The sequence below is a fragment of the Methanospirillum hungatei JF-1 genome, assembly GCF_000013445.1.
GTDB classification, from domain to species: domain Archaea; phylum Halobacteriota; class Methanomicrobia; order Methanomicrobiales; family Methanospirillaceae; genus Methanospirillum; species Methanospirillum hungatei.
This window is the reverse complement of the sequence record NC_007796.1, coordinates 1,042,970-1,066,416: the sequence shown is the minus strand read 5'-3', so window position 1 is coordinate 1,066,416 and position 23,447 is coordinate 1,042,970. Positions and strand designations below refer to the sequence as shown.

Genomic DNA, 23,447 nt, shown 5'->3' with positions numbered 1-23,447 from the left:
AATTAGTGTGCAAGTCTTCCTTTTATGGAAGCTGCAATTTTTGTATCCAGATTTGCGGCTTTCTGAAAGCACATAAAAGCTTCTTTTTTCAGCCCGGCATCTTCAAGAATTACTCCTTTATTCAGGAGAGCACCGATATGTTTTGGATTTAGCTTCAGAGTCTTATCATAGCATTGCAGAGCTTCTTTATGTCTGACGAGGTCTGTATATATCAGACCCATGTGATACCATGCTGATGCAAATGAGGGATCAACACTCGTGGCTTGTGAAAATGCCTGTAATGCTTCAAAATATTGTTCGAGCTGACGGTGAATCAGACCTTTGTTGAAATATGCTTTTGCATGGAATTTATCAAGTTCTATCACTTTATCATATGAATGAAGGGCTTCGTCGTAATTTTTCGCTTTATGGAGGATTAGTCCGCGGTTGAACCATGCTTCAATATTATGCGGATTTCCGGCGATAGCGTGTTCATAATATTCCAGAGCATCGCTATGACGTTTCAGTTTATGTAGGCACAATGCCCTATTTTTCATCGCATCTAGGTGTTTTGGATTAATCTTTAAGGCATTATCATAGCATTGTAAAGCCTCATTGAATTTACCAAGTTTATAAAAACACAATCCTCGTAGACTCCAGGTGTCAGGATTCCATTTATCAAGAAGAAGACTCTTCTTTGTTGCATCTAGAGCTTCTTCAACTTTTTTCATCTTTAATAAAAGATCAGCTCGTGCAAGCCATACGCTGACTTCGCGAGGCTGAATCTCTAAAAGTTTACCTGAACTTTGAAAAGCTTCCTGAATCCGTTCCATTCTGATAAGGCTGCGAATTTTGTATAGCCATGCAGATAAATTTCTTTTATCAAGTTCCAATACTTTATCGAAAGCATTTAGTGCTTCATAAAATTGCTTATCTTCAAAGAGGCAGATTCCCCTGTTCAGTCGAAGATTCAGATCTCTCGGACTGAGCTGGATTGCATTATCAAAGGCATTCCCTGCTTCTTTGTAACGCTTCAGATTTTTTAAACAGTACCCTTTATAAATAATTGCTCGCAGTTGTTTTCTATCTTCCTTTATAACCCGATCAAAGCATTCAAGCGCCTTATCATCCTGATGAAGATGAAAGAGGCTGTATCCCTTAAAAAGCCAAGCTCGGATTTGAAAAGGATCTTTAGCTAGTACCTTATCAAAACAGGTGATTGCTTCTTCGTATTCCTTCCGGTTGTGATGAATGAATCCTTTATAAAGCCAAGATAATGTCAGTTCTGGTTGAATGGTCAGAGATTTTTCGATAAAGGGATATGCTTTTTCAAATTCCCCGGCCTGGACCAGATTTACCGCAGTAACATAACAGACATTTCCGAGATCCTCCTGGGATAAAAATCTCTCAGCACTCTCCTTTTTCTCTGTTACTTCCTCTGGGATCTCTTCAGAAATTTCAATCGCTTCAATTTGCTCATCAGATATCGAGGTATCAAGTACAGTGCCAGCCGCAAAGTCTTCTTCACCAGCTGGTACTTCTTCACTCTCATTAGTTTCCGTCTCTTCGGTTACTTCTATTCCCAATGATTCAGTGTCTGAAGAAACCGGTTCTTCGGCATTTGCTATTGCTGTTGCGATCTCTTTTACCGTCGTCCGTTCAGGTTCGGTGAGTGTTGAATCAGGTTCGATGACTGCAATCTCTTCTGCTTCAGCATCATCAGCAAACTCAGGTTTTTCTGGTTCTACAGTCGGAGTGGTTTCCTGCTCCAAAGGAGTTTCAATAATATCAGGTTTCTCTTTTGTTTCTGTCTGTTTAAATGATGAAACATCCCGGATGAGAAAAGAAAGCATCTGCTCATACTGCTCTGCTGATATCTCTCCTTTTGCAAAGCGTACCTGCAGAATTTTTATGGGATCTTCATCTGACATCGATCACCCTGTATTGAAACACTTGTCTGCAATACTCATTAACAATTAACCGGTTATCTATTTATGCATTGCAGAAACTCGTGTTCGTGCACCTGCAACAAGATTAAATGATCCCTTTTTTGGATTCCATCTGACACGAACCTCTGATATTTTTAAAATATCTCCATAATCTGCAATTTTTACCGATTTAATCTCTTCATTCTTTAATGAGCGGGGGATAATAAGATAAACTTTTGCTCCTCCTGATCCGTCACATATGAGAAAAATGGCAAATTCCCGGTTACCAATGTCCATTGACATCTTTGCTCCAACAATGGTAACAGTTTCTCCAAGGTAATCTTCAAGTTCACCGAGCGGTATGGTTCCTTGAATAAATGAATCAGGACAAACCGGAGCAAGTGGTTTTTTAGTGAAGATACTATAGGAAAATTTAATATCGGTATTCATAAACCGATACCCATCCTGACCCTCACTTAACAACTCCATCAATCGTGGGGGTTTTAATTCAGAAAGTTCTGCAAAGGACCAGCATGTTTCCGGTTCACATGGGCCCGGATGGATATATCTGCATGGACCATAGAGAAATAATCCTGATTTCTCCAGATTCTTTTGAAGAATACGCAATTCAGTTGAATGTCTAAGTTCTGCCGGTTCTACCAGAATCAAAATTCCATCATCTGTCAATGATGAACAATATTTTATCAGGAGGTCCGCTTTTTCTTTGCTGCTCTCTCCAGGAAGTTCAGCCAGAACATTCTGGCAGGTGATCATGGTATACGTACCAGAGTTTTGCGGCTGCCATGTTCTGATATCCGCATGCTGTAAAAGGTCAGTTGTTATTGGCGATTCAGATGCAAATTCAGGAACAAGAAATTTAAAAGCCTCTATGAATTCTTCAGACTGCTCTATGGCATCAATGGTGAGTGTTCCTTTCTTCCTCTCTTTCATAAACCATGTGAGAGCGAGCGGAACAACTCCGGGACCGGTTCCAAGGTCAAGTACTCTGATATTCTCTGGAAAAACTCCGGATTTATCAAGTCTCTGGATGATATAATGAAATTGAATTATATAACACGGAGCCTGGTAGGCAAGATATGCGAAAACATCATATCCTCTTCCATATTTTGCATGCGGGGTTTTACTCCAGTATCCTGCTTTCTGAGCAAGGATAGATTGTCTGATTCGTTCAAGTGTTGCTGGAGTATCCACAGGTTTACCTGTTTTATTCTCAATATATTTTTCAATTAATCGTTCCAGCCGGGAAGGAATTTTCAGAATTTTTCTTTGATATTTTACCTGTTTGGTACTCTTCTGCCGGCTTTCTGGTAATCCCCCGTCCCTTTTCTTTATCCGGTAATTATTTTTTTTATGAAATTTTGTAAATGGTTTATCTGAATTCATATCAATCAAAGTTTTAATGTGATAGGATCTTCTATGAATGAACAAATAAACCAACTGCAGGTTTTTTATATCTTTCTAAATAAACCATGGTTACCTAACCATCTCCTGAATCAGCACTACAGAAGTTTTTTAAATTGACAATCCTTTTAACCAATAATAAGGCAGAATAATATAGTCTGAATCACAATAATTTTCATATGGATCCATCAATTGATCCTATATCATCAAGTTCACAATCTGGTCTCATGGTCGTAGATGATGATGAGGACATTCTCTTTACTGTGCACTCTTTATTTAGAAAACGCCCATTTCCGGTTTTTCTGGCACATTCTGGAAAAGAGTGTCTGGATTATCTGGAAAAAGGATTCAAAGGGGTGATTTTAATGGATATAATGATGCCAGGTCTTGACGGATGGGAAACAATTCAGGAGATTGTAAACCGGAATCTGATGCATGACCTCATCATTTCTATGTTCACTGCAAAGGATGTTCCGGATACTTCTCTTGACCACCTGAAAGAATATGTCTTTGATTATATTACCAAACCTTTTGAACCAGAAAACCTCATCGCGCTGGTTGATGATTATATAACCATGTTGGATTAGTGCGGTACATATAATGAACATCCTCATTATTGGTTCTTCAACTGGTGGTCCACGAGTAATATTTGACATCTTTACCGGCATACCTGCTGTACCGATGGCAATAGTAATCGTTCAGCATATGCCGGAATCTACTACATCCCGATTTGCACGCAGGCTCTCCCAGCTGAGTTCCATGAACGTCATCGTACCAAACGGGGGAGAGGTCTTAAAACCAGGATCACTTTTCATAACTCCCGGCGATAATCATCTCCTCCTTAAAAATAATGAAACAATTGTACTTGATAAGTCAGAGAAAGTCAATTTTGTCCGTCCTTCTGTTGATGTGACAATGATGTCCCTGACTCCAGATCCAAGAAATTTTCTCTATGGTCTCATATTATCCGGGATGGGGAGTGATGGAGCGCAGGGGCTTTCGTATATGAAAAAGATTGGAGCACAGGTGTTTATCCAGGATCCAGATACCTGCACTATCAGAAGTATGCCTGAGGCTGCATTCCGTCTGACTGATGTTGATCGTGTATTATCTCCTAAAGAGATACACGATTTTATAATCTCAATAAAATAAAATCAGGAAGTTTTTCTTAATGTGAAGACTTCCATTTCATTTCTCATATTACTGACTGCTTCATTAATCAGATTTATAATTCCGTTAATCTGCGATACCACTGCCAGGGCTTCTTCACTTGTTGCTGAAGAATGGGTGGCATCATCGGCAGTCCGTTTGACCAGCGTACTCATCTCATTTGCACTTGCTGTGATCTCCTCAAATGAGGCTGCCTGTTGTTCAGTTGCTTGTGCAATTGTCAGCATCTTCTGATTAATATCATCAACAGCTTTTGTGAGTTCTGTAAAAACATTGAGGGTATCTGATAATGCACTGTTCCCTTCAATGACAGCTTTTCCTGCTGCTTCAATTGCATGGGCAGCACTATCGGATTTTCGTTCAAGACCCATGATCATATCAGCGATTGATTCAGCTGAGGTTCGTGATTCCTGAGCCAGGGCTTTTACTTCAGAAGCCACAACTGCAAATCCTCGGCCGGCTTCACCTGCCCGTGCTGCTTCAATAGCTGCATTTAATGCAAGAAGGTTTGTCTGGTTTGCAAGATCGGTGATGATATTGACGATTTTACGGATCTGATCCATCTCACTTCTGATTGCACCGATAATCTGCTCAACTTCAGAAGATGATCTGGTAATACTCTCCATTCCTTTGTCAGCAGCACCTGCATATTCAGTACCCTTCTTTGCGAGCGTATTTGCATCTTCGCTAAGTCTTGCAACTGCGTCAGCATTTGCAGAAATATCACTTACCATTATGGTAAGGTCAGCCATAGCACGTAGGACCTGATCAATTCCCTCTTCTGCTTTGGAAGCATTCATTGATGTCTCTTCAGCATTCTGGGCTATCTCACGAGCACCTTTGCTGACATCCTCAACACCAAACTGTGCATTGTTTGAATGTTTTGAGAGAGATTCAATCTCCTCATTCAGGTTTTCAATAGTTTTTGATATATCTGTGCCGATTTTATCAAGTGAATTTTTGAAATCGGCAAATTCGCCTTTAACAACTAGATTTGGATTAAAGGATGTTGCCAGATTACACCGGGCATACTCTTTCGCAACTCTCATTGCCTCTTCAATAGGTTCAACAACTGCATCGAGCGTTTCATTAATTCCTTTCACAAGCGTTGCATAAGATCCCTGATGCCGGTTCACATCAGCCCTGGTATGTAATTCTCCGGCAGTTGCAGATTCAGACAGGTGGTTCACATCTTCAATCAGAAGACTGATGGCATCAATACACTGGTTCAGGTTATTTTTAAGCTCGTTGAAATCCCCATGATACTCTTCTGTTATTTTTGGGGGCAGATCACCTTTGCTAATCCGATCAATATATTCAGCTGCAAGGTTTAAGGGCCCAATATAGGTATCAAGCATATTGTTCAGGCTTTTAATCATGTTACCATGATAGCCCGAGTATTTTGAAGGATCTGCCCTAACATCCAGTTTTCCTTCCATGCCTGCCTTTGTTAGTAACTGAATGTCTGCCCCCCGCATCTGTATGACATCAATGAGTGCATTCAGATTATTTTTAATCTCATTGAAATCGCCACGATACTCTTCAGTGATCTTTGGAGGAGTATCACCTTTGCTAATCCGGTCAATATATTCCGCTGACACGTTAATAGGTCCGATGTATGCATCGAGCATGTCATTAATGCCCTTGATCATCCGACCATTTTCACCTGGATAGCGGGAAGGATCTGCTCTGACGTCAAGTTTCCCATCAAGTGCAGCTTCGATGAGCATCTTAATATCATCGTTTCTCATGTGGATAACATCAATGAGAGCGTTGAGATTGTTTTTAATCTCATTGAAGTCTCCATGATACTCTTCAGTGATCTTTGGCGGAATATCTCCCTTGCTAATCCTGTCTATGTATTCAGCTGATACGTTAATTGGTCCGATATATGCATCGAGCATATCATTGATACCCTTGATCATCCGACCGTTTTCACCAGGATATTTCGCATAATCTGCCCTTACATCGAGTTTTCCCTGTATCGCTGCCTCAATGAGCATCTTAATGTCATCGTTTCTCATATGGACAACATCAATGAGAGCGTTGAGATTATTTTTAATCTCATTGAAGTCTCCATGATACTCTTCAGTGATCTTTGGCGGAATATCTCCCTTGCTAATCCTGTCTATGTATTCAGCTGATACATTAATTGGTCCGATATATGCATCGAGCATGTCATTAATGCCCTTTATTAACCGACCGTTTTCACCAGGATATTTCGCATAATCTGCCCTTACATCGAGTTTTCCCTGTATCGCTGCCTCAATGAGCATCTTAATGTCATCGTTTCTCATGTGGACAACATCAATGAGAGCGTTGAGATTATTTTTAATCTCATTGAAGTCTCCATGATACTCTTCAGTGATCTTTGGCGGAATATCTCCCTTGCTAATCCTGTCTATATATTCAGCTGATACGTTAATTGGTCCGATATATGCATCAAGCATGTCATTGATACCCTTGATCATCCGACCGTTTTCACCAGGATATTTCGCATAATCTGCCCTTACATCGAGTTTTCCCTGTATCGCTGCCTCAATGAGCATCTTAATGTCATCGTTTCTCATGTGGACAACATCAATGAGAGCGTTGAGATTATTTTTAATCTCATTGAAGTCTCCATGATACTCTTCAGTGATCTTTGGCGGAATATCTCCCTTGCTAATCCTGTCTATATATTCAGCTGATACGTTAATTGGTCCGATATATGCATCAAGCATGCTATTAATCGATTCTATCATCTTTCCATGATAACCGGTATATTTGGAGGAATCTGCCCTAACATCAAGTTTTCCTTCAAGACCTGCATTTGTAAGAAGTTTAATGTCAGCAGTCCTCATAAGAATGACATCAATCAGGTTATTGAGGTTGTTTTTGATCTCGTTAAAGTCCCCACGATATTCTTCAGTGATCTTTGGTGGAGTATCTCCCTTGCTAATCCTGTCGATGTATTCAGCAGATACATTCAATGGCCCCAGATATGCATCCAACATCTTATTAATACCTTCAATCATCTTCCCGTTTTCACCCGGGTATTTTGAAGGATCTGCTCTGAAATCCAGTTTTCCATCCAGGGCTGCCTGAATAAGCATGTTAATATCAGAATTTCTCATGTGGACAACATCAATAAGGGCATTGAGATTATTCTTAATCTCATTGAAATCTCCCCGGTATGCCTCAGTAATTTTCGGAGGTATGTCTCCCTTACTAATTCTGTCTATATATTCTGCAGAAACGTTGATGGGACTTATATACGCATCCAGGATTTTATTCATTCCTGCCAGCATATTTCCGTGATATCCAGGGTATTTTGTAGGATCTGCCCGGGCATCCAGAATGCCTTCTTCAGCTGATCTGATCAGAGTCTTTATATCTTCTCCTCGCATTTTGGAGACATGAACAATCTGATTTAAATTCTGAATTAATCTTCTGAAATCTCCTTTGAACTGATTTTCATCATTGATATCTGGGATTTTTCCCTCGGCAAAATCAGAAATCCCAAGAGAGACCAGCCGTATTGGCACATTGATCGCCTCAATACCCTGATCCAGGTGCTCTACAATATCAGTAAACCCCCCCCGGTATTTTGTTGTATCAATTCTGAGTGTCAGATCACCCTGTTCAAATGAATTGGAGAACCTGATGATATCTTTTTCAAGCATTAACAGGCTGGAGCGAATGCTGTCAATCGTATCAGTAATATCCGCAAATTTTCCAGGTAGCTTTGATACTTCTGTATGAAAATCACCTTTCTGAATTGATCCTAATGAATCCCGTATGATTGAAAAAAAATGTTGATATTGATCTAATATTTCATTAAAGAGAGATCCTACGCCTTGTTCTTCATCTGACATCCTGCTTGTATCTATCCTGGTATCAGATAAACCGGATTTATGAAATTCTATAACCTTTTTTATTTCAGACTGGAGTTGACCATATCCGGTTGTATCCAGGTAATCATCAGTTCCCTGCCTTCCCATTTTATTCACCCATCAATTGTGTGAGTATTGGAGAGTTTACGTTATCATTATATTTATATTACAATGGTAACCGTACGAATATCTTACCAGTGTAACGAATAGTAATTCGAAACGATAATTCTAAACGCAATTCTATCTGGCAGATAAATAGGCCAGATAAAGATTGAGTATTTCAAAATAATAAATGAACAAAAAAGGAGAATGTTTAAACAGTAGATTCCTCGCCAGGCTGCATCACCGGGTTCTCTTCCGGTGGATTGCTGACAAGATAATCTTTCTGCTCATCGTAATTAAGGGTCCAGTTCACTTCTGGCATATCAAGAAGCATTGCCTCGGTCTCTTCGGTAAGGTTGCCACTGACCTTAGTTCCGGTGAACGGTCCCCATGTTCCGTCAGAGTAAGAGAATATACCTTCAAGTGCTGTTGAGTTCAGGAAGGTAATCTCAATTACACCTGCTGAATACGGGGGCTGGTATGTTGGCTCTTCCCACCAGATACCATCCATGGTCGGTAATGTCTCATTTGAGTAGCTGAAATTACCCTGGATGTATCCCTGGTTTTCACCATTCATGTATGAACCACGGATGATATCATCACCGGTCAGTTTCAGATTCATTTCCCCGAGAAGATCTGTATCCCATACTCCGGTGACATCCTCAATCTGTGTCCCATTTGCCCAGAATCCCCAGCTTCCAAAGTCCCATGAAGAGTAGGAACTGTAATAACTGCCTCCCCATCCTCCTCCCCATGGATAATATCCCCCATATGAGGTGCTCGACTGCTGACTGTAGCTTTGAGAGTATCCACATTGTGTTCCGAACCATGGATCCCATGCACATCCTGATGATGCCTGATATTGAGAAGAATAGCTGGATGAATACCATGCTGATCCAGTCGCTACCAGAGAGAGAACCATGATACAAACACTAACCATGAAAACGGTAGTCCGCTTCATGTATTGAAATCAGCACTTCATGTAAAAAAGTATTATGGATAGCTGATCAATCAGGCAGCATTAGCATATGCTCGTTCTGATTCGGCTATATTGCCCATAGCTTTGAATACGTCCCCCAAATTTTTCCAGGCTGATTTATATTTGGGATCTAAGATAACAGCTTTCTCAAGGGATTCTATAGCTTCAGGGTATTTTCCAGCTAAAAATAACGAATAACCCTTATTGTTAAGAATAAATGCATTTCCCGGGTCAATGGAAAGCCCTTTGTCGTACATTCTCACAGCATCCTCAAATTGTCCTGCGCGAGTGAGAATATTGCCTGCTTTATTCCATGCATCAGTGAGTGAGGGGTTAATGTCTAATGCCTGACGGTATAGTTCTAATGCACGGTCCGGATTTCCTGTTTTATCATAGGCAAATGCCAGGTTAATTAGTGAATGAGTATCCTCGCTGTCCAGTGATATGGCTTTTTCAAAAAATGGAATCGATTCAGCATATTTTTGCATATCCACTAAAAGGATATCTCCTGCAGTAGACCAGAGTTCCGGTTTTTCTTTATAAATGGGTAGGATGGTATTCAAAGCCTGCATCGCTTCATCATACTGTTTGAGTTCCTTCAGACAGAGAGCCTTATCCCGCCAGGCCTGATAGTTAGTCGGGGAAAGTGCAATTGCCTGTTCATATGCAGCAATGGCTCCCGTATAATCGCTACTGCCCATCAGGATTTTCCCTCTAGTTACAAAATCTTCAGCAGTTTTTGGTTCAGGAAGAGGGCCCAGTTCTGAAAGGACAGCCGGGGACAAAGACTCACCGGTATACTTCAAGGGCAGTCCATCAATATTTCCAGAAAAGACCGTAAAGGGAAGATCGCATATACCATCCGCATTTTTGTCCTGACAAGTCTGGGAATATCCTTTCCCATCTGGTAGAGACCAGACATTACCGCCTTTTACCGGACCTCCGATAATGTTCGTCGCTGTTGTCATAGGATCATTCCATTGATAATTGGGTCTTCCTCCCTCCTGGATGCGAACATTCTGGAAGTTTTCAAGATAGTTGTTTACAATCCGGTTGATCTGATCTGAACCCACTGCATTGGTAATCAGAATCCCTTCTGCAAAATTCGCAATAATCCGGTTATCTGAAATGCTGTTATGGCCTGAAGGTTGGAGCATGATGCCCGTTGCATCATTTCCGACGATTTCATTATAGGTTATAATATTATTGTCTGAATAGTATGCATTCAATCCTCTGACATTTCGTACCAGACGGTTTCCGGAAATAGTGTTTTCAGAACATTCTGAAAGCAAAATGCCAGACGGATTATTCATCTGACAGGTATTATTTGTGATAGCGTTTTTATGTCCGGATAATAGGGTGATTCCTCCATTCTTATTTCCTGCACAGAAATTATTATCAACCTGAACAAGATTCACGCCATGATCCAGTTTAATGCCATCATAATAATTATCAGTTACCAGATTTTTGTTCACCATGGAAAGGGATGAACCATCCAGTACGATACCATATAGATTCTTAGTAATCTGGTTATCTTCAATAGATAGATCAGTAGAACTGGCATCTGCATGAATTCCGGCATATCCATTTCCTATGGTGACAGATTTTTGTATCCGGATATTCCTGGTATTTGAAAGATCAATCCCTCTGTTATTATAGAGTAGACCACATGAGTCAATAAGAAGGTTTTGAACTCCTTTCGCTGAAATTCCTGCATATGTTCCGGTAACATTCAGATTTCTGATTGAAATATTTGAAACCGGTTTGTTTTCAGGAGACCAAATGAGTATCCCTGTTTGTAAGACCGGAGCTTCGGTTCCAAACCGGATTGATATGCCTGATATTGAGTGACCATTTCCATCAATATTAATATCTGAACCGGTAATTGTCAGAATGGTTTCAGAAAAGTCGATGATGTCATCACCCAGGATATATGATCCGGGTTTTGAGAGAACGGCCGGTTCAGTGAGGATAAATTCGTTTGGAGGAAGTTGTTCAGAAGGTATAATGATATCAGGAATTACTGGTGTCTGATTTGTGCCTGGTACTTCAGGGGTCCTTCCTGCTTCCTGAAGATAGGCATGAAGTGAGAGAGCATCAGCAAGGCCATATCCATAAATGGCATCCCATCCGGGGGTTCCCAAATCGGTGGCACTATTCAGGAGTGCATCACGCAGTTCAGTATTTGGGACTGTCGGATACAGACTTTTTACTAATGCAAGCAATCCTGCAATGTGCGGTGCAGCAGCGCTTGTGCCTGTGAATGGTGTTGGAAAATCACCAGCCCCTGTAACACTGACTCCGTCAACACCTGTAATTTCTGGTTTTTCCCTGACATCAGGGACCGGATAGGCAATTGTGACAGTACCCTGAGATGAAAAATCCTGAATTTTCTGATTTTCTGCGGAAAGGGCAGCAACTGAAATCACATTGGGAAGAGCCGCCCAACCGATGATTGAATCATTAGGAGTCAGATATTCTTTTCCGACTACAACTCGTGTAGCATCAGTTTCGAGTAAGAGTTCAAGGTGTGATCCCTGTCCTTTGCCTTCTTTTGCCCGGATCCGAACCTCGGCTTTTTGAACTTTATCTCCAACATTCTGATAATCGATTTTTTCGTAGGGTTTCTCTTCTCCGGTCTGCACCTTATTTCCGATAGCAACATCTGAGTCGCTCTGCAGATCATGAATGAAGAGATCAAAGTCATTTGATGCTGCCGTATAGGGATCATCCCATTGTAAATGGAGTTTCACTCTCCCACCAGGCTGAATTTCAAGAGGAATTCCGGTGGAGCCATTAAATGAATGATATCCTTCACCACCATCAGAGAAAACTGCCTGATAATGGTTATTGGCAGTATTCCCAGCTGAACTAATAATCAGGAGATCAGGATTTTCATCTATAATTTTGGATATTTCCTGTGCTATTGTTCCATCTTCAAAATACGGGACTTCATAATTAAACACATCTTCTACAATGATTGTTGCGCCGGCATTTATGAGGTTTTGAAAAGCTTCAATAAATTTCTCTTCTCTCCCTCCTCCAAAATCATGATAGAGAAGAGTGGCTCCGGGAGCAATATCGTGGATAATCTCCATCATTGCAGTTCCTTCAGCTTTTTTGCCTTCTTTTAATATTACGAGGCTATCGGGTAAGTCACCTGATCTTTGAGCATCTGCTAAACCTTTTACTCCACTCGATACTACACCGACAATTACTCCAGCTCCATCAGCATTCGTCAGATTTCTCAGTTGATCCGTTTTCAATACATAATCGCCTTCTGTATGGGCCGATCCAGCAGCTGTTACCAAGTTGCATAAGAGAGAAAAGAATAAAACAAAAAAAATACCTGCAAAAATTTTGTTATTATTAGATTTTTTTTTCACATTTTTTGTCATAGTCCACCGTTCCTAAAGAAATTATTGTTCTAAGCTGTACTATTTGAGAGTTTATCTGCATCGTTGAAAAATAAATGATACGTTAATACCAGGTTATTGAACCCCAGTCTGATATAAGTGGATAATTATCAAAATTTTCCTCTTCCTCTTCAATACTCTCATCCGAATCACATCTGAAATTCTGGTTTTTGTCAACACAGTAATCTATCTCTTCACATTGCTCATCTGGATAGCAATTCCTGATAATCATCTTATCCAGATCACACACCAGATTACGATCGCAGTCAATGCAATAATTACATTCATCCGGATTATTGCAGATAATGAGATAACATTCTGATATGTCACAGATCTGATTTTCATTTTCATCAATGCAATATACGCAATCCTCACCAGGAAGACAATCAATGACTTTAAACGGCCCTTTTCCTTTTGGTAACTGATAATAGAGGATCGTACTCTGAGGAGTTTCGCTGAAACTATCACTTTCATCTGGCTTTTCTGATGCGTCCTCATCGAAAATATCCGGAATAAGACTGATTTGAATAGGAGATTGCGGCTGCTCACTGATTCCTGATTCTGTCGGACCTGGTTGCGGTGGTTGCGTTGGTTGTATAGGTACCTGTGGTTGTTCACTTATCGGCAGAAGGGTTTGAGTTGGTGTTATGGTTGGTGTTTTTGTGATTGTCACAAAGGGAGTCTGCACAGGAACTTGTGTCTGACCGGTAATGACTTGTGAACTTTGAGTAGGTTTTGGCGTATAAGCAGGTGTTTGAACTGGTTCCTGTGTTATCATGGGTGTGGGAAGGGTCTGAGTCTGTGTTGGTTGTGATATAAGTGTTATTTCTTCGTTTTCGTCACAAATACCATTGCCATTACAATCATGACAAAATCCCGAAGAACAGGTAGAGCATTGAGTAATACATTGATCGGTCTGGGGAAATGCTCCAGTGGTACTCTCATCTGACAAATTGCTGATTTCTGGTTCTGTAGCAACCTGCATGGGTGTCTCTGCAGATTGAGGAGTACTAAGAGGAGGCCCTCCGGTCAGCGGCAGCCCGGTATACATATCAAAAAGGATCCTATTATCCAGATCAAAATAGTATTGCGCGAGAGGTATCCTCTCCGTTGAATACTCCGTCACCAGAACCCATCCCTTTTCTGGAGAAAAGCAGGTTTGTAGATTTCGGTCATAAATCCAGGTGATGCCCAGTAGTTGATCATAAAAAGTCCCTACTCTGATCCCCTTTTTCCAATGGTTAGGAACGATAATTTCTACCCTGTTTACTCCAAATGGACCGAAGGAAATTGGAACTGGAATAACGACAGCTTTTCTGTCTGTCAGAAATTTTTGAAATGTTATTTCCATCGAATATTTGATTGGTGGAACAATGTTGGAGAGAGAAAAAACTGAATCCTGGAAAGGGACATTCGTGCCTGAAGGAGTGGTCTTCATTAGTTTGGGACCCGTTTCTTCTGCCTGTATCTGGTTTATTGTTCCAATTAAGCAAACAATTGCAATCATAACTAAAAAGATATTTATTATTTTCATTTACACCACATCGTGATCCTGTTATATGAGACGCTGTGGTAATGAAGGTTTGGAGGATTGCTCTCTATTTTTCTTCTGATAAAAATTAAAAATTAAATTTAAGAGATTTAGCAATGCCAACAGCTAGTTGGGTGTGGAGTCGGGTAAGTATAGATGGTTGTCATTGAAATTTCCTCTGAATATGAAAATGGAACAGAGGAAGTTGTCGGTGCTTTTGTAGGCTGGGGAGTTCCATTTGGATCATCACAAATTCCATCATAATTTGCATCTGGACAGGGGACGATCCCGGTGGGGGTTACTGTGGGAATGATATCAGGTGCCTGCTCTTTTGGCGTATAAATATCCTCTCTACGGTTATCACGGATAATATTGTCTTCAAGAATGGTGTTCACGCTGCCGATTGTATCAATCCCGTAGAGGTTTTTCTCAATTGTGTTTCCTTTTACCAGATTGTCAGAAGAACCATCTTTGATAGCAAGTCCCTTATATGAGTTGCCGGAGAGCAGGCAGTTCTCGATGAGTCCATTATCTGATCCATACAGACCAATACCAATAGCGTTGTGTGACAGGGTACATCCATCAATATGAAGTTTCTCCAGTTTTTTTCCAATGATGGCATTCGTCGTCCCCTCAATCACCATATCTCTGATAACTACATTTTTCAGTTTTCCTGAATCCGGGGACTGGATGAGGATGGCATTCTGATCTATCGGGGTATTATCGATGAACTGGACACTTAATCCCTCAATTCTTTTTCCCCCACCCTGGATGGTAACATCAGAAGACATAATCGTTATGATTGAACCGGCAGAGTGCACGATATCCTTCCCAAGTGTATACGTTCCTGGTGAAGTGATAATGACGGGTCCTGTTATCTCTCCTGATCCGGAGAGCATAACCGGGGGTTCCATCTTGGATTGTATGGATTTAACCGGTTTTTGAGCCAATGATGAATCAAGAGGATTATCTGGTTTTAATCCCTGTAATTTTTCATACATTTTGATGGCATCAGGCAGACCATATCCGAAAGCCGGATCCCAGCCAGGTTCACCAAGTTCAAGGGCTGTTGAGAGCAGAGCATTTCTCATATCATCTGCCGGTATGGAAGGAAACAGACTCCATTCAAGAGCAAGAAGTCCTGCAATATGAGGTGCTGCAGCACTCGTTCCTGGGAATTTTTTAGGGAATCCCCCTGCACCGGAAACAGCAACATTATTGATTCCGGTAATGTCCGGTTTTTGTCTGACCGTACTCTCCGGATATGAAATGGTTACAAATCCCTGGGAAGAATATCGCTCAATTGAATTGACTTTTTCAGGTGATATCGCAGCTACTGATAATACTCTTGGAACCGCTGCCTGTCCGATAATGGAATCCTCGATAACCAGATGTTGTCTGGTGATGTATACTTTATCTTTCTGGGCGTTTATGAAAAGTTCTATATTTTTATCTTCAACAGAAGGGTTTTCTTTTTTTATCCTGAGCTCAGCCTGAACAAGGCTTTTCCCATCATTGATATAGGTAAATTTTTCTTCCGGAAGAGTGCTCCCATCCTGAATTCGTTCACTGAGTGCAATCAGTTCCCCATTCTCTTCAAGATAGAGATTATAATCGTTTGCAGAATTACCATACATATCGTCCCATTGTAAAAATGCGGAAAACATCCCTCCCGGCTGAATGGCGATAGGAATGCCCCTCATCCCGTCAAATGAGTGATACCCAGACCCATCATCAGAAAATTTTGCCTGGTAATGAATTTCTGCATTATTACCTGCAGCACTCACGAGAATCACTTCAGGGTGCTCATCAAGTATCCGGTTTAAATTCTGTGCAGTATATCCATCCTCAAAATATGGTACCTGCAAAAATCCGACATCATCAACAATTATCCTGGCACCCGCATCTATGAGGGATTCTATAGCATAGATAAAGTCATTTTGCGCCCCTCCACCAAAATCATGATATAATAGAGGTGCACCAGGGGCAATATCATGAATGATCTCCATCATCGCTGTTCCTTCGCTTCCCCGCCCATTCATGAGAACTATGACATTTTGAGGAAGGTCTCCAGATTCCTGGGCCTGTATGAGTCCTGCTGCACCATTTGAAATAATTCCTATTCCAATACCTGACCCATCTGCTCCGGTTAGATTTCTCAATTGATCGGTCTTGAGAATTACATCTCCTATGGTGTGTGCCTGACCAGCACCAAACACTGGTTCAATAATCATGAGCCCTATACAAAAAACGAAAAACAATTTTAAAAATACCGTGAACCGAATTGTGTATGTTTTATCTCTGTTTACTGATATAAACCGAGCCATCATATCCATGTATTCATCATTCATGTACGTGGTAATAAATACTCGTGAAAATGAGTTTGTGATGTTTTGAGAAGAGAGTTGCAAAAAGAGATTTTATAGTAGGTCTTCAGGTTCTGATTCTTCATCACAGAAACCATCACCATCTGCATCTCTGCAGAATTCTGCTACTGTACATCCGGATGGTTCAGAGCAATCCATGATTAACAGAATATCTGTATCACAGATATTATCTCTGCTTCCCATGTAATCAAGCCCCCATTTCTCTTTGCATTGGATGATTGCATAATCCAGAAGTGTGCATGCGCCATCATCATCAATATCAAGACAATATTCACATTCCTGGAATGGGTCACAGGCCACAATCGGGCGAACGCCACTTAACGGAAGAGCAACCATATAATAAATAGTCGATTGCGGATCTTCACTCAGACCACCCTCAGCCGATATTCCTGGTGTCACCCCTGGGGTAACTGGCAGATTTATCTGGATAGGCTGTTGTGGCTCCTCACTCACTCCACCAGTCTGTGTTTGAGGTTTAGATGCGGTAATAACGGGTTTTCCTGATGATTCTGTATCATCGCATACTCCATTCTGATTACAATCATCACAGAATCCTGAAGTACAGGAGGTACATACAATTCTGCATGGATGGGTGTTAGATGAAGGGGTACCTGATGAAGGAGTAGTTGCTGCAACAATTGGAGAAGCACCGGTATATGGAGAAGGTGTCTGCCCTGAAGGCTGCGACGGGCCCGCCTGCTGACCTTGCTGCCCGGTTGAACCTGAGGGCTGAGATGTACCAGCCGTGCTCATGATAGTTGCTCCGGATTTCATCTCCCTGAAGACGCCTGATTTTGGATCATAATAAAATTGGGCATACACTTTTCCTTCTTTCGTAAATTGGGTGACTAAAAACCACCCATACGTCGGTGTATAAAATTTCTGAAGGACATTGTCAAAGAACCAGCTGGTCTGTGTTACGGGATCAAAAAATGTTCCAGATCGAGTTCCCGGCTGCCATTGTGGAGGGATTACCTCATTCGGTGGGATAGTACCAGGCCCTCCGGCAGGAGTAGGAGATGTTGCCGGTTTTGAGGGCGTTCCTCCTGTCATTACAAGAGTAGATGTACTAAACCCAAGATTACTTGAACTACTGCTTGATGAAAACCCACCTGATGAACTTGTGGAAGAGACTCCTGATGACATGGAGAATGCAGCACAAAATCCGACAGTAATAAGAAGAATACAGAAAATTACTCCAAGGATTTGAATAAATCGTATTTTTTTCATAGAAAATCACCTCTTGAGTGTGCAAGTCATGAATATTATTGTGCCAGCTTAAAATGTATTATGGCAGGATCTTTACCTGCAATTGAGATATACATCCTCCCTCTTTTCCAGGCTCTCCAGTAATCGCATTTGCGATATATACTCCTGGAGATGTCTCTTTTGCCTGGATCATAATGACATGTTCACCATTTTTATCAAGTGCCACCAGTCCGTATAGTCCTGTTGCATAAGCAGATTCATTATCGACAATTAACTCAGTTATTGAGGCTCCTGTATTTTTATCAGGAACATATTGACCAATCGAGAAAGGACCCTCTGGTTTATCAAAGACCATTTCATTATCCAAAATGACAGGAGGATTCATTTCTTCTGAAGTATTCCCTTCTTTCATGGATATCCAGAAGTATACTTTTTCCAGAGGATTACCATTGACGGTGATCATAAAGTCCTCACCAGACCTGATGGTCTCTGATTCAGTAACCAGAGATAGATCTGACTGACAGGAATATCCCTCCTCTGGTGTCGGTTCCACCATGAATGCATATTCAGATGGTGCATTTTCTGGTGTACTCATACTTTGTCCTGGCTCCCCCTCCGTTGAGGAAGATGCTGATGAGGAACTTACAACCTGCTGATCAGGAATGCCTGTCCCCGGAGTCACAGATATGTAATTTTTCCTTTCCTTCATTCCTGTGCTTGAATCCTTTGCAATTTTTAATGTGACAGTGTATGTTCCCGGTGTTGAGTAAATATGAACTGGATTTTGATCAATAGATGTTGTACCATCTCCGAAATCCCATACCCAGGTCTTTGGCTCACCTTTCGAGAGGTCTGCAAAAGAGACTGCAAGTGGTGCCGGTCCTGATTGAGGGCCTCCGGTAAAATCAGCAGAGAAGGAAGGGAGACTCATTGGCATAACCGGCATGAACGGATTGGCAGTAACCGAAATTGCCTGATTAAATGTAGCAGTGTCTGATCCTCCCTGTGCATCCAGGACAAGGAGGGTCACGGTATATGTACCTGGAGTCATGTAGGTATGCATGGTCCGTGGTCCGTCACCGGTATATCCGTCACCAAAATCCCAATGCCATTCAATTGGTTTTCCTACTGATGCATCGGTAAACATAACATTCAATGGTGCAGTTCCCTTGAGTGGTCCTATCCGGGCATCAGCTGTAATAGCAGATACCTGCACGCAGAAGAGTCCGGTTACGACAAGAAAGAGAATAAGAATTTTAAGACAATTATTTATATTCCCCATAATCAGCCCTCCATGAGATCTGATATGGTCAAAAGAGACGGATGAGAATTTATAGATGTCTCTTGAGCTACTGACCGGAATATTTTAAATGAAAATGATTATGCCTGTGAAATAGTCTCATTTTCATTCATTGCCCACATGGATATAAAATGCTGGAGAATGATTCCGACGAATGCACAGACAAGTCCGCCAATTGCACCTTGAATTATGTATGTTATACCAAGATCCTGTGTTATTGGAAATTGAGAGAGATTCAGGTTTGAAAGGGTATAACTCATCCCTCCAAAGGCAAGTACTCCGATTGCACTTATGAAATAGGAAAAAATTACTGCGCGTGAGAGACTCTCTCGTTCATAGAGGAAACTGTCAATAATTGATCCAAGTGAGGTAGTTATTGCTGCAAGGGTAAACCAGGCGACTGCTCCCCATAAAAAGATGATGGCCATCGGGAATATTCCACTCCCGTCCCAGTAATTGGTAAGTGCTGATGTCCCTTCCATCACTCCTATGATCGCAAAAATTAACCCCCCGATATAGGTAACAAAGGAAAATCTCCCACGGTAGAGTGTGGATCTAAGATCAATTACTTCGCTTCTGACAACCTCATCCAATGAAAATCCTTTATAGAGTAAATACCCCCCGACACACCCGGCAATTACTATAGTTGCGATCTCCGGTCTGTTTACTGCATAGCTGATTGCATAAAGGAGGAGCGTAAGTCCTGGGAGCACCAGAACAATTTTTGATATTTTTGGATCGCTGATAAGTTTTTTAATGATATAATATGTGCCTTCAAGGTTTGGCATCTGCGAAACTACCACCCGCTGTATTGATGTGACTGAAATTTTTCCCTGAATGATGGGAAGTATATATTCGTCTTCACCCCCGTCGGTGACAAGAATGCATTGATTACATCCGGTCTGCGAAATCACATCATCAAGTAACCGGGCTATCTTGCGGTCACCTTCAATAAACCTGAAATGGTTTCCCCCGATAACCGCAACTTCTGCTTCCTCTCCATCAGCAATGAGTTTGTCATACGTGGAGATTGCCTGGAATATTGCGTTCAGATCTGAATCCTCAGGGTCTGAAAGGGCAAGGCGTATAGCGGCATCAAGGCAGGCCTCTCTGCCTATTACCGGACTTTCAACGGAAGCTTTAAACCCAATATCATCATCGCGGTCGATATTGAGGACTAATGTTCTGATGAAACCCATTACCAAGATATTGGTTGCATCTCTATAAATGACTTCTTTGCAAAAACGAAAAAAAGGGATTATAAAAGTCTTGAACGCTGAAGAAGAAGCAGGTCTTCTGTGGTGAGCTTTTCTCCTGCCTTAAACTGTGAAAAGATTTGTTCTGCTTCCTTTCTGACTTCTTTCTGCTCTTTTGTGGTCTTGACCTTTTTGTTCTTCTTTCGAAGTCCGCCAATAACCTTGTCATAATCGCGGAGTTCCTTCTGGCAGGCGATGAAGAGTTTGTGTTCATTGTCGGCAGCTTCCTGTGCCTCGACAAATTTCTTATGTGCTTCATCAGCCTTTTCACGGGATAAATCTGCCTTCCGGTAACACTCTACCATGAGGTCATGGTGTTTCTGGGCATCTTCTGCCAGCTGAGTAACATGGTCATGGATCTCAGATGCCTGACGACGGAGCTCCTTTGCAAGCGTTATCTTTTCCCTGATCTCTTTATTCTGTTCGATTTCAGCTTCCTGCTCACGAAGCTGTTCCTTCAGGGCTTTGATCTTTTCAATGAGTTCACGTTCTTTTTCAGTCGTGAACACTTCGGTTTGTTGTCTGAACTCAAGGTGTTCAATCTGCTTGTGAAGTTCTTTGATACTCCGGCTTTTTATACCGCCATGTTCCTTTTTGAAAGCATCGATCTCTCCAAAGAGGACATTTGCCTGTTCATTGAGCTCGTTTCTCTTATCCTTAAGTTCCTGAACTTCCTTATTGAACTGATCCCGGAGTTCCTTGTGCTTTTGTGCTTCTTCAACACATTCACGGGTCTGATTGTTCAGAGTATTCCGCTCTCTGGCATACTGGCTGGCCTGAGCATTGTACTCATTTCTTTTTGTCTTGTGATCTTCAGATCCCGAGATAGTAACTTTTCTTTTATCAATCAGTTCATTCAACATCGTTAACCAATCCTCGCATTAAAAGGCACGTCTGGTATCCCCTACCGGTGCGAGAGATGGGACATACGTAAGAGCAATACGTAGTATGTACAAAAGGACGTGTGAAAACGGGCAGAATCAGAGATAGATAACGCTTCAGGATTCCCGTCAGGAATGCCTGCCACCCGAAATGAGTGGTATAACATTCATCTGTTCGACTACAGTTCTTGTTCGCTACACGATCCACGTATGTTCGACTCCCAATACCAAAAGGCTCCGAAACAAGAGACCCATCGTTCATAAAATCGCGAAGGGATCCTGTGTGACCTTCTACTATTAAGAAGACAACATCATTTTTATAATTAATGTCTCCTGATATTTCCTATTCTGATAGATGGAATAGACATCTTCTTATGTACAAATAGGTTCTGGACCTGAAAAACCATAAATTTAATTGTTTTTTAAAAAAAGAAAATAAAAAGAGAAATTTCAATATTGAGGTCTATGGCAGTTGTTTTAAAGTGTGTTTTACATCCACATGATGTCAGGTCCGCTTGCGTAATCCATTGCTGCGGTGACTGAGCGGGGTTTTATTCGCGCAAGGTCAGGGGATTTCGGATAACGGATCTGTTCTTCTATTCTGTCGAGTTTTTCCTTGTAGGGCTGTTTTGGTTTGGCGATAGTGTCGCCATTTTTCACGCCGGTCATGATGGCAAGAACACGTACTTTTCCTTCCATATCTGAGCGGATACGGGCTCCCCAGATAACATCGGCATGAGGATCAAGTTCATAGGTCAGAGAGGAAGCGATCTCTTCGGACTCTATAAGCGTCAGATCACTCCCGCCGGTGATGTGGATCAATGCCCCGGTTGCGCCGCGGTAATCGATATCAAGCATCGGGTTGGAGAGACATTCTCGAACAACAGATTCTGCTTTATTCTGTTGTTTTGACTCTCCGACAAGCATGGTTGCGACGCCACCCTTACTCATGATTGCTCTGACATCAGCATAATCGATGTTAATAAGTGATGGTTCAGTAATCGTTTCGGTAATTCCTTTTACTGTCTCACCGATCAACTGGTCCATGACTGAGAAAGACTGTGCAAGCGGAAGGTTTGGAACAAAACTCTTCAGCCGGTTATTGTCAAGGAGAATGACCGAATCACATGCCTTTGACATGGCCTCAAGTCCGTCTTCAGCCCGAATCAATCTGGCCTTCTCGACATCAAACGGATAGGAAACCATACCGACAACAATGGCTCCCTGTTCCTTTGCTATCTGCGCGACTGCCGGAGCAGATCCTGTTCCAGTACCCCCTCCCATACCTGCAGTGATAAAACAGAGATCAACAGACTCAAGAAGACTTTCTAATGTTGGACGAGCCATTTCTGCAGCTTTTCTGCCGATCTCAGGATAACCTCCTGCTCCAAGTCCTTTTGTCAGGCTCTTTCCGATGAGGATACGCTTGTCGGCCTGGATCATATCCAGATGTTGTTTGTCAGTGTTAATGGCAATCGTCTCTGCGCCGGAGACCCCCATATGATGAAGACGATTTATGGTATTATTTCCGGCACCACCGCATCCAATGATGACGATTCGTGGTTGTCCATCTATATCATCATCATAGTTCTGCGATATATTCTTGAGTTCTTTTTCTCGTTCCGCGTTGATGACTGCGGCATTGATGATACTCTGCATACTTTTATCCCCCTCACGTCTAAAATGACAGTTGATCACTGTCAGCGAGCACTCTGGTCGCCCGCTTTTCGATGAGCATACGTACAGCATCCCTGATAGCCTCGGAGACGGTGGGAAATTCACCCGCCTCAACCATCTTCTCCAGCAGCGTTATCTGCTGTTCAGGCAACCGGATGGTGATTCGCTTCATACACTAGCCTCATGATCTGACATCTGTCGGTCATATGTCTGTCACACGTCTGACATAAAGGTGACAAAAGTCAGACACAACGAGATACACAGAATACAATCCATAAATATATAAAGGTTTCGATTTATTCCTGAGTGAAAATAGATAGCTGTAAACAATCAGG

15 protein-coding genes are annotated in these 23,447 nt (G+C 41.7%); 2 read left to right on the top strand and 13 right to left on the bottom strand.

All coding sequences use genetic code 11. The annotated features are described in order from the left end of the window. Window positions 1-2: 2 nt before the first annotated feature. Both MHUN_RS04985 and MHUN_RS04980 read right to left on the bottom strand, forming a co-directional pair. The gene (locus tag MHUN_RS04985; protein WP_011447984.1) at window positions 3-1,910 is read right to left on the bottom strand and encodes a tetratricopeptide repeat protein; all 1,908 of its coding nucleotides are present in this window, start codon (window positions 1,908-1,910) and stop codon (window positions 3-5) included. A gap of 57 nt (window positions 1,911-1,967) precedes the next feature. Continuing rightward, window positions 1,968-3,311 carry a small ribosomal subunit Rsm22 family protein gene (locus tag MHUN_RS04980; RefSeq protein ID WP_011447983.1) on the bottom strand — a complete coding sequence of 448 codons (1,344 nt, stop codon included), beginning with the start codon at window positions 3,309-3,311 and terminating at the stop codon, window positions 1,968-1,970. A 197-nt stretch (window positions 3,312-3,508) separates the two neighbouring features. Here MHUN_RS04980 and MHUN_RS04975 point away from each other — a divergent pair, with 197 nt between their 5' ends. After that, the gene (locus MHUN_RS04975) at window positions 3,509-3,916 is read left to right on the top strand and encodes a response regulator (protein ID WP_011447982.1); all 408 of its coding nucleotides are present in this window, start codon (window positions 3,509-3,511) and stop codon (window positions 3,914-3,916) included. 13 nt (window positions 3,917-3,929) lie between these two features. Continuing rightward, window positions 3,930-4,481 (top strand): CheB methylesterase domain-containing protein, encoded by a 552-nt coding sequence (locus MHUN_RS04970; protein ID WP_011447981.1) that lies wholly within the window; start codon window positions 3,930-3,932, stop codon window positions 4,479-4,481. A 2-nt stretch (window positions 4,482-4,483) separates the two neighbouring features. Here MHUN_RS04970 and MHUN_RS04965 read toward each other — a convergent pair whose 3' ends face one another. From MHUN_RS04965 to MHUN_RS04915, 11 genes are all read right to left on the bottom strand, one after another. Continuing rightward, window positions 4,484-8,482: a methyl-accepting chemotaxis protein gene (locus tag MHUN_RS04965; protein ID WP_011447980.1), complete on the bottom strand. Its 3,999-nt coding sequence runs from the start codon at window positions 8,480-8,482 to the stop codon at window positions 4,484-4,486. Between the two features lie 205 nt (window positions 8,483-8,687). Next, entirely contained in the window at window positions 8,688-9,437 is a 750-nt protein-coding gene (locus MHUN_RS04960) for a hypothetical protein (protein WP_011447979.1), read from the bottom strand. A 50-nt stretch (window positions 9,438-9,487) separates the two neighbouring features. Beyond that, on the bottom strand, window positions 9,488-12,766 hold the full coding sequence (locus tag MHUN_RS17235) for a NosD domain-containing protein (RefSeq protein ID WP_158498163.1): 3,279 nt from the start codon (window positions 12,764-12,766) through the stop codon (window positions 9,488-9,490). 169 nt (window positions 12,767-12,935) lie between these two features. Then, a complete protein-coding gene (locus tag MHUN_RS04950) occupies window positions 12,936-13,922 on the bottom strand; it encodes a hypothetical protein (protein WP_143709361.1) in 987 nt (328 codons plus the stop codon). Between the two features lie 590 nt (window positions 13,923-14,512). Then, window positions 14,513-16,636 carry a S8 family serine peptidase gene (locus tag MHUN_RS17230; protein WP_158498162.1) on the bottom strand — a complete coding sequence of 708 codons (2,124 nt, stop codon included), beginning with the start codon at window positions 16,634-16,636 and terminating at the stop codon, window positions 14,513-14,515. Window positions 16,637-16,822: 186 nt separating this feature from the next. Continuing rightward, complete coding sequence (locus MHUN_RS04940) at window positions 16,823-18,019, bottom strand: hypothetical protein (RefSeq protein WP_011447975.1); 1,197 nt, start codon at window positions 18,017-18,019, stop codon at window positions 16,823-16,825. A gap of 58 nt (window positions 18,020-18,077) precedes the next feature. Then, window positions 18,078-19,280: a PKD domain-containing protein gene (locus tag MHUN_RS04935; protein ID WP_011447974.1), complete on the bottom strand. Its 1,203-nt coding sequence runs from the start codon at window positions 19,278-19,280 to the stop codon at window positions 18,078-18,080. Between the two features lie 98 nt (window positions 19,281-19,378). Next, a complete protein-coding gene (locus MHUN_RS04930) occupies window positions 19,379-20,497 on the bottom strand; it encodes a DUF373 family protein (RefSeq protein WP_011447973.1) in 1,119 nt (372 codons plus the stop codon). A 59-nt stretch (window positions 20,498-20,556) separates the two neighbouring features. Then, on the bottom strand, window positions 20,557-21,417 hold the full coding sequence (locus tag MHUN_RS04925) for a coiled-coil protein (RefSeq protein ID WP_011447972.1): 861 nt from the start codon (window positions 21,415-21,417) through the stop codon (window positions 20,557-20,559). A 507-nt stretch (window positions 21,418-21,924) separates the two neighbouring features. After that, window positions 21,925-23,094, bottom strand: a complete 1,170-nt coding sequence (ftsZ, locus tag MHUN_RS04920; RefSeq protein ID WP_011447971.1) for a cell division protein FtsZ — start codon at window positions 23,092-23,094, stop codon at window positions 21,925-21,927. 19 nt (window positions 23,095-23,113) lie between these two features. Further along, window positions 23,114-23,284, bottom strand: coding sequence for a ribbon-helix-helix domain-containing protein (locus MHUN_RS04915; RefSeq protein ID WP_011447970.1), 171 nt, complete (start codon window positions 23,282-23,284; stop codon window positions 23,114-23,116). Between the last annotated feature and the right edge of the window lie 163 nt (window positions 23,285-23,447).

Excerpts from the sequence above, each read along its gene's own strand:
- MHUN_RS04985 (WP_011447984.1), bottom strand. The coding sequence starts at position 1,910 with ATGTCAGATGAAGATCCCATAAAAATTCTGCAGGTACGCTTTGCAAAA.
- MHUN_RS04980 (WP_011447983.1), bottom strand. The coding sequence starts at position 3,311 with ATGAATTCAGATAAACCATTTACAAAATTTCATAAAAAAAATAATTAC.
- MHUN_RS04975 (WP_011447982.1), top strand. The coding sequence starts at position 3,509 with ATGGATCCATCAATTGATCCTATATCATCAAGTTCACAATCTGGTCTC.
- MHUN_RS04970 (WP_011447981.1), top strand. The coding sequence starts at position 3,930 with ATGAACATCCTCATTATTGGTTCTTCAACTGGTGGTCCACGAGTAATA.
- MHUN_RS04965 (WP_011447980.1), bottom strand. The coding sequence starts at position 8,482 with ATGGGAAGGCAGGGAACTGATGATTACCTGGATACAACCGGATATGGT.
- MHUN_RS04960 (WP_011447979.1), bottom strand. The coding sequence starts at position 9,437 with ATGAAGCGGACTACCGTTTTCATGGTTAGTGTTTGTATCATGGTTCTC.
- MHUN_RS04950 (WP_143709361.1), bottom strand. The coding sequence starts at position 13,922 with ATGTATACCGGGCTGCCGCTGACCGGAGGGCCTCCTCTTAGTACTCCT.
- MHUN_RS17230 (WP_158498162.1), bottom strand. The coding sequence starts at position 16,636 with ATGATTATTGAACCAGTGTTTGGTGCTGGTCAGGCACACACCATAGGA.
- MHUN_RS04940 (WP_011447975.1), bottom strand. The coding sequence starts at position 18,019 with ATGAAAAAAATACGATTTATTCAAATCCTTGGAGTAATTTTCTGTATT.
- MHUN_RS04935 (WP_011447974.1), bottom strand. The coding sequence starts at position 19,280 with ATGGGGAATATAAATAATTGTCTTAAAATTCTTATTCTCTTTCTTGTC.
- MHUN_RS04930 (WP_011447973.1), bottom strand. The coding sequence starts at position 20,497 with ATGGGTTTCATCAGAACATTAGTCCTCAATATCGACCGCGATGATGAT.
- MHUN_RS04925 (WP_011447972.1), bottom strand. The coding sequence starts at position 21,417 with ATGTTGAATGAACTGATTGATAAAAGAAAAGTTACTATCTCGGGATCT.
- ftsZ (WP_011447971.1), bottom strand. The coding sequence starts at position 23,094 with ATGCAGAGTATCATCAATGCCGCAGTCATCAACGCGGAACGAGAAAAA.
- MHUN_RS04915 (WP_011447970.1), bottom strand. The coding sequence starts at position 23,284 with ATGAAGCGAATCACCATCCGGTTGCCTGAACAGCAGATAACGCTGCTG.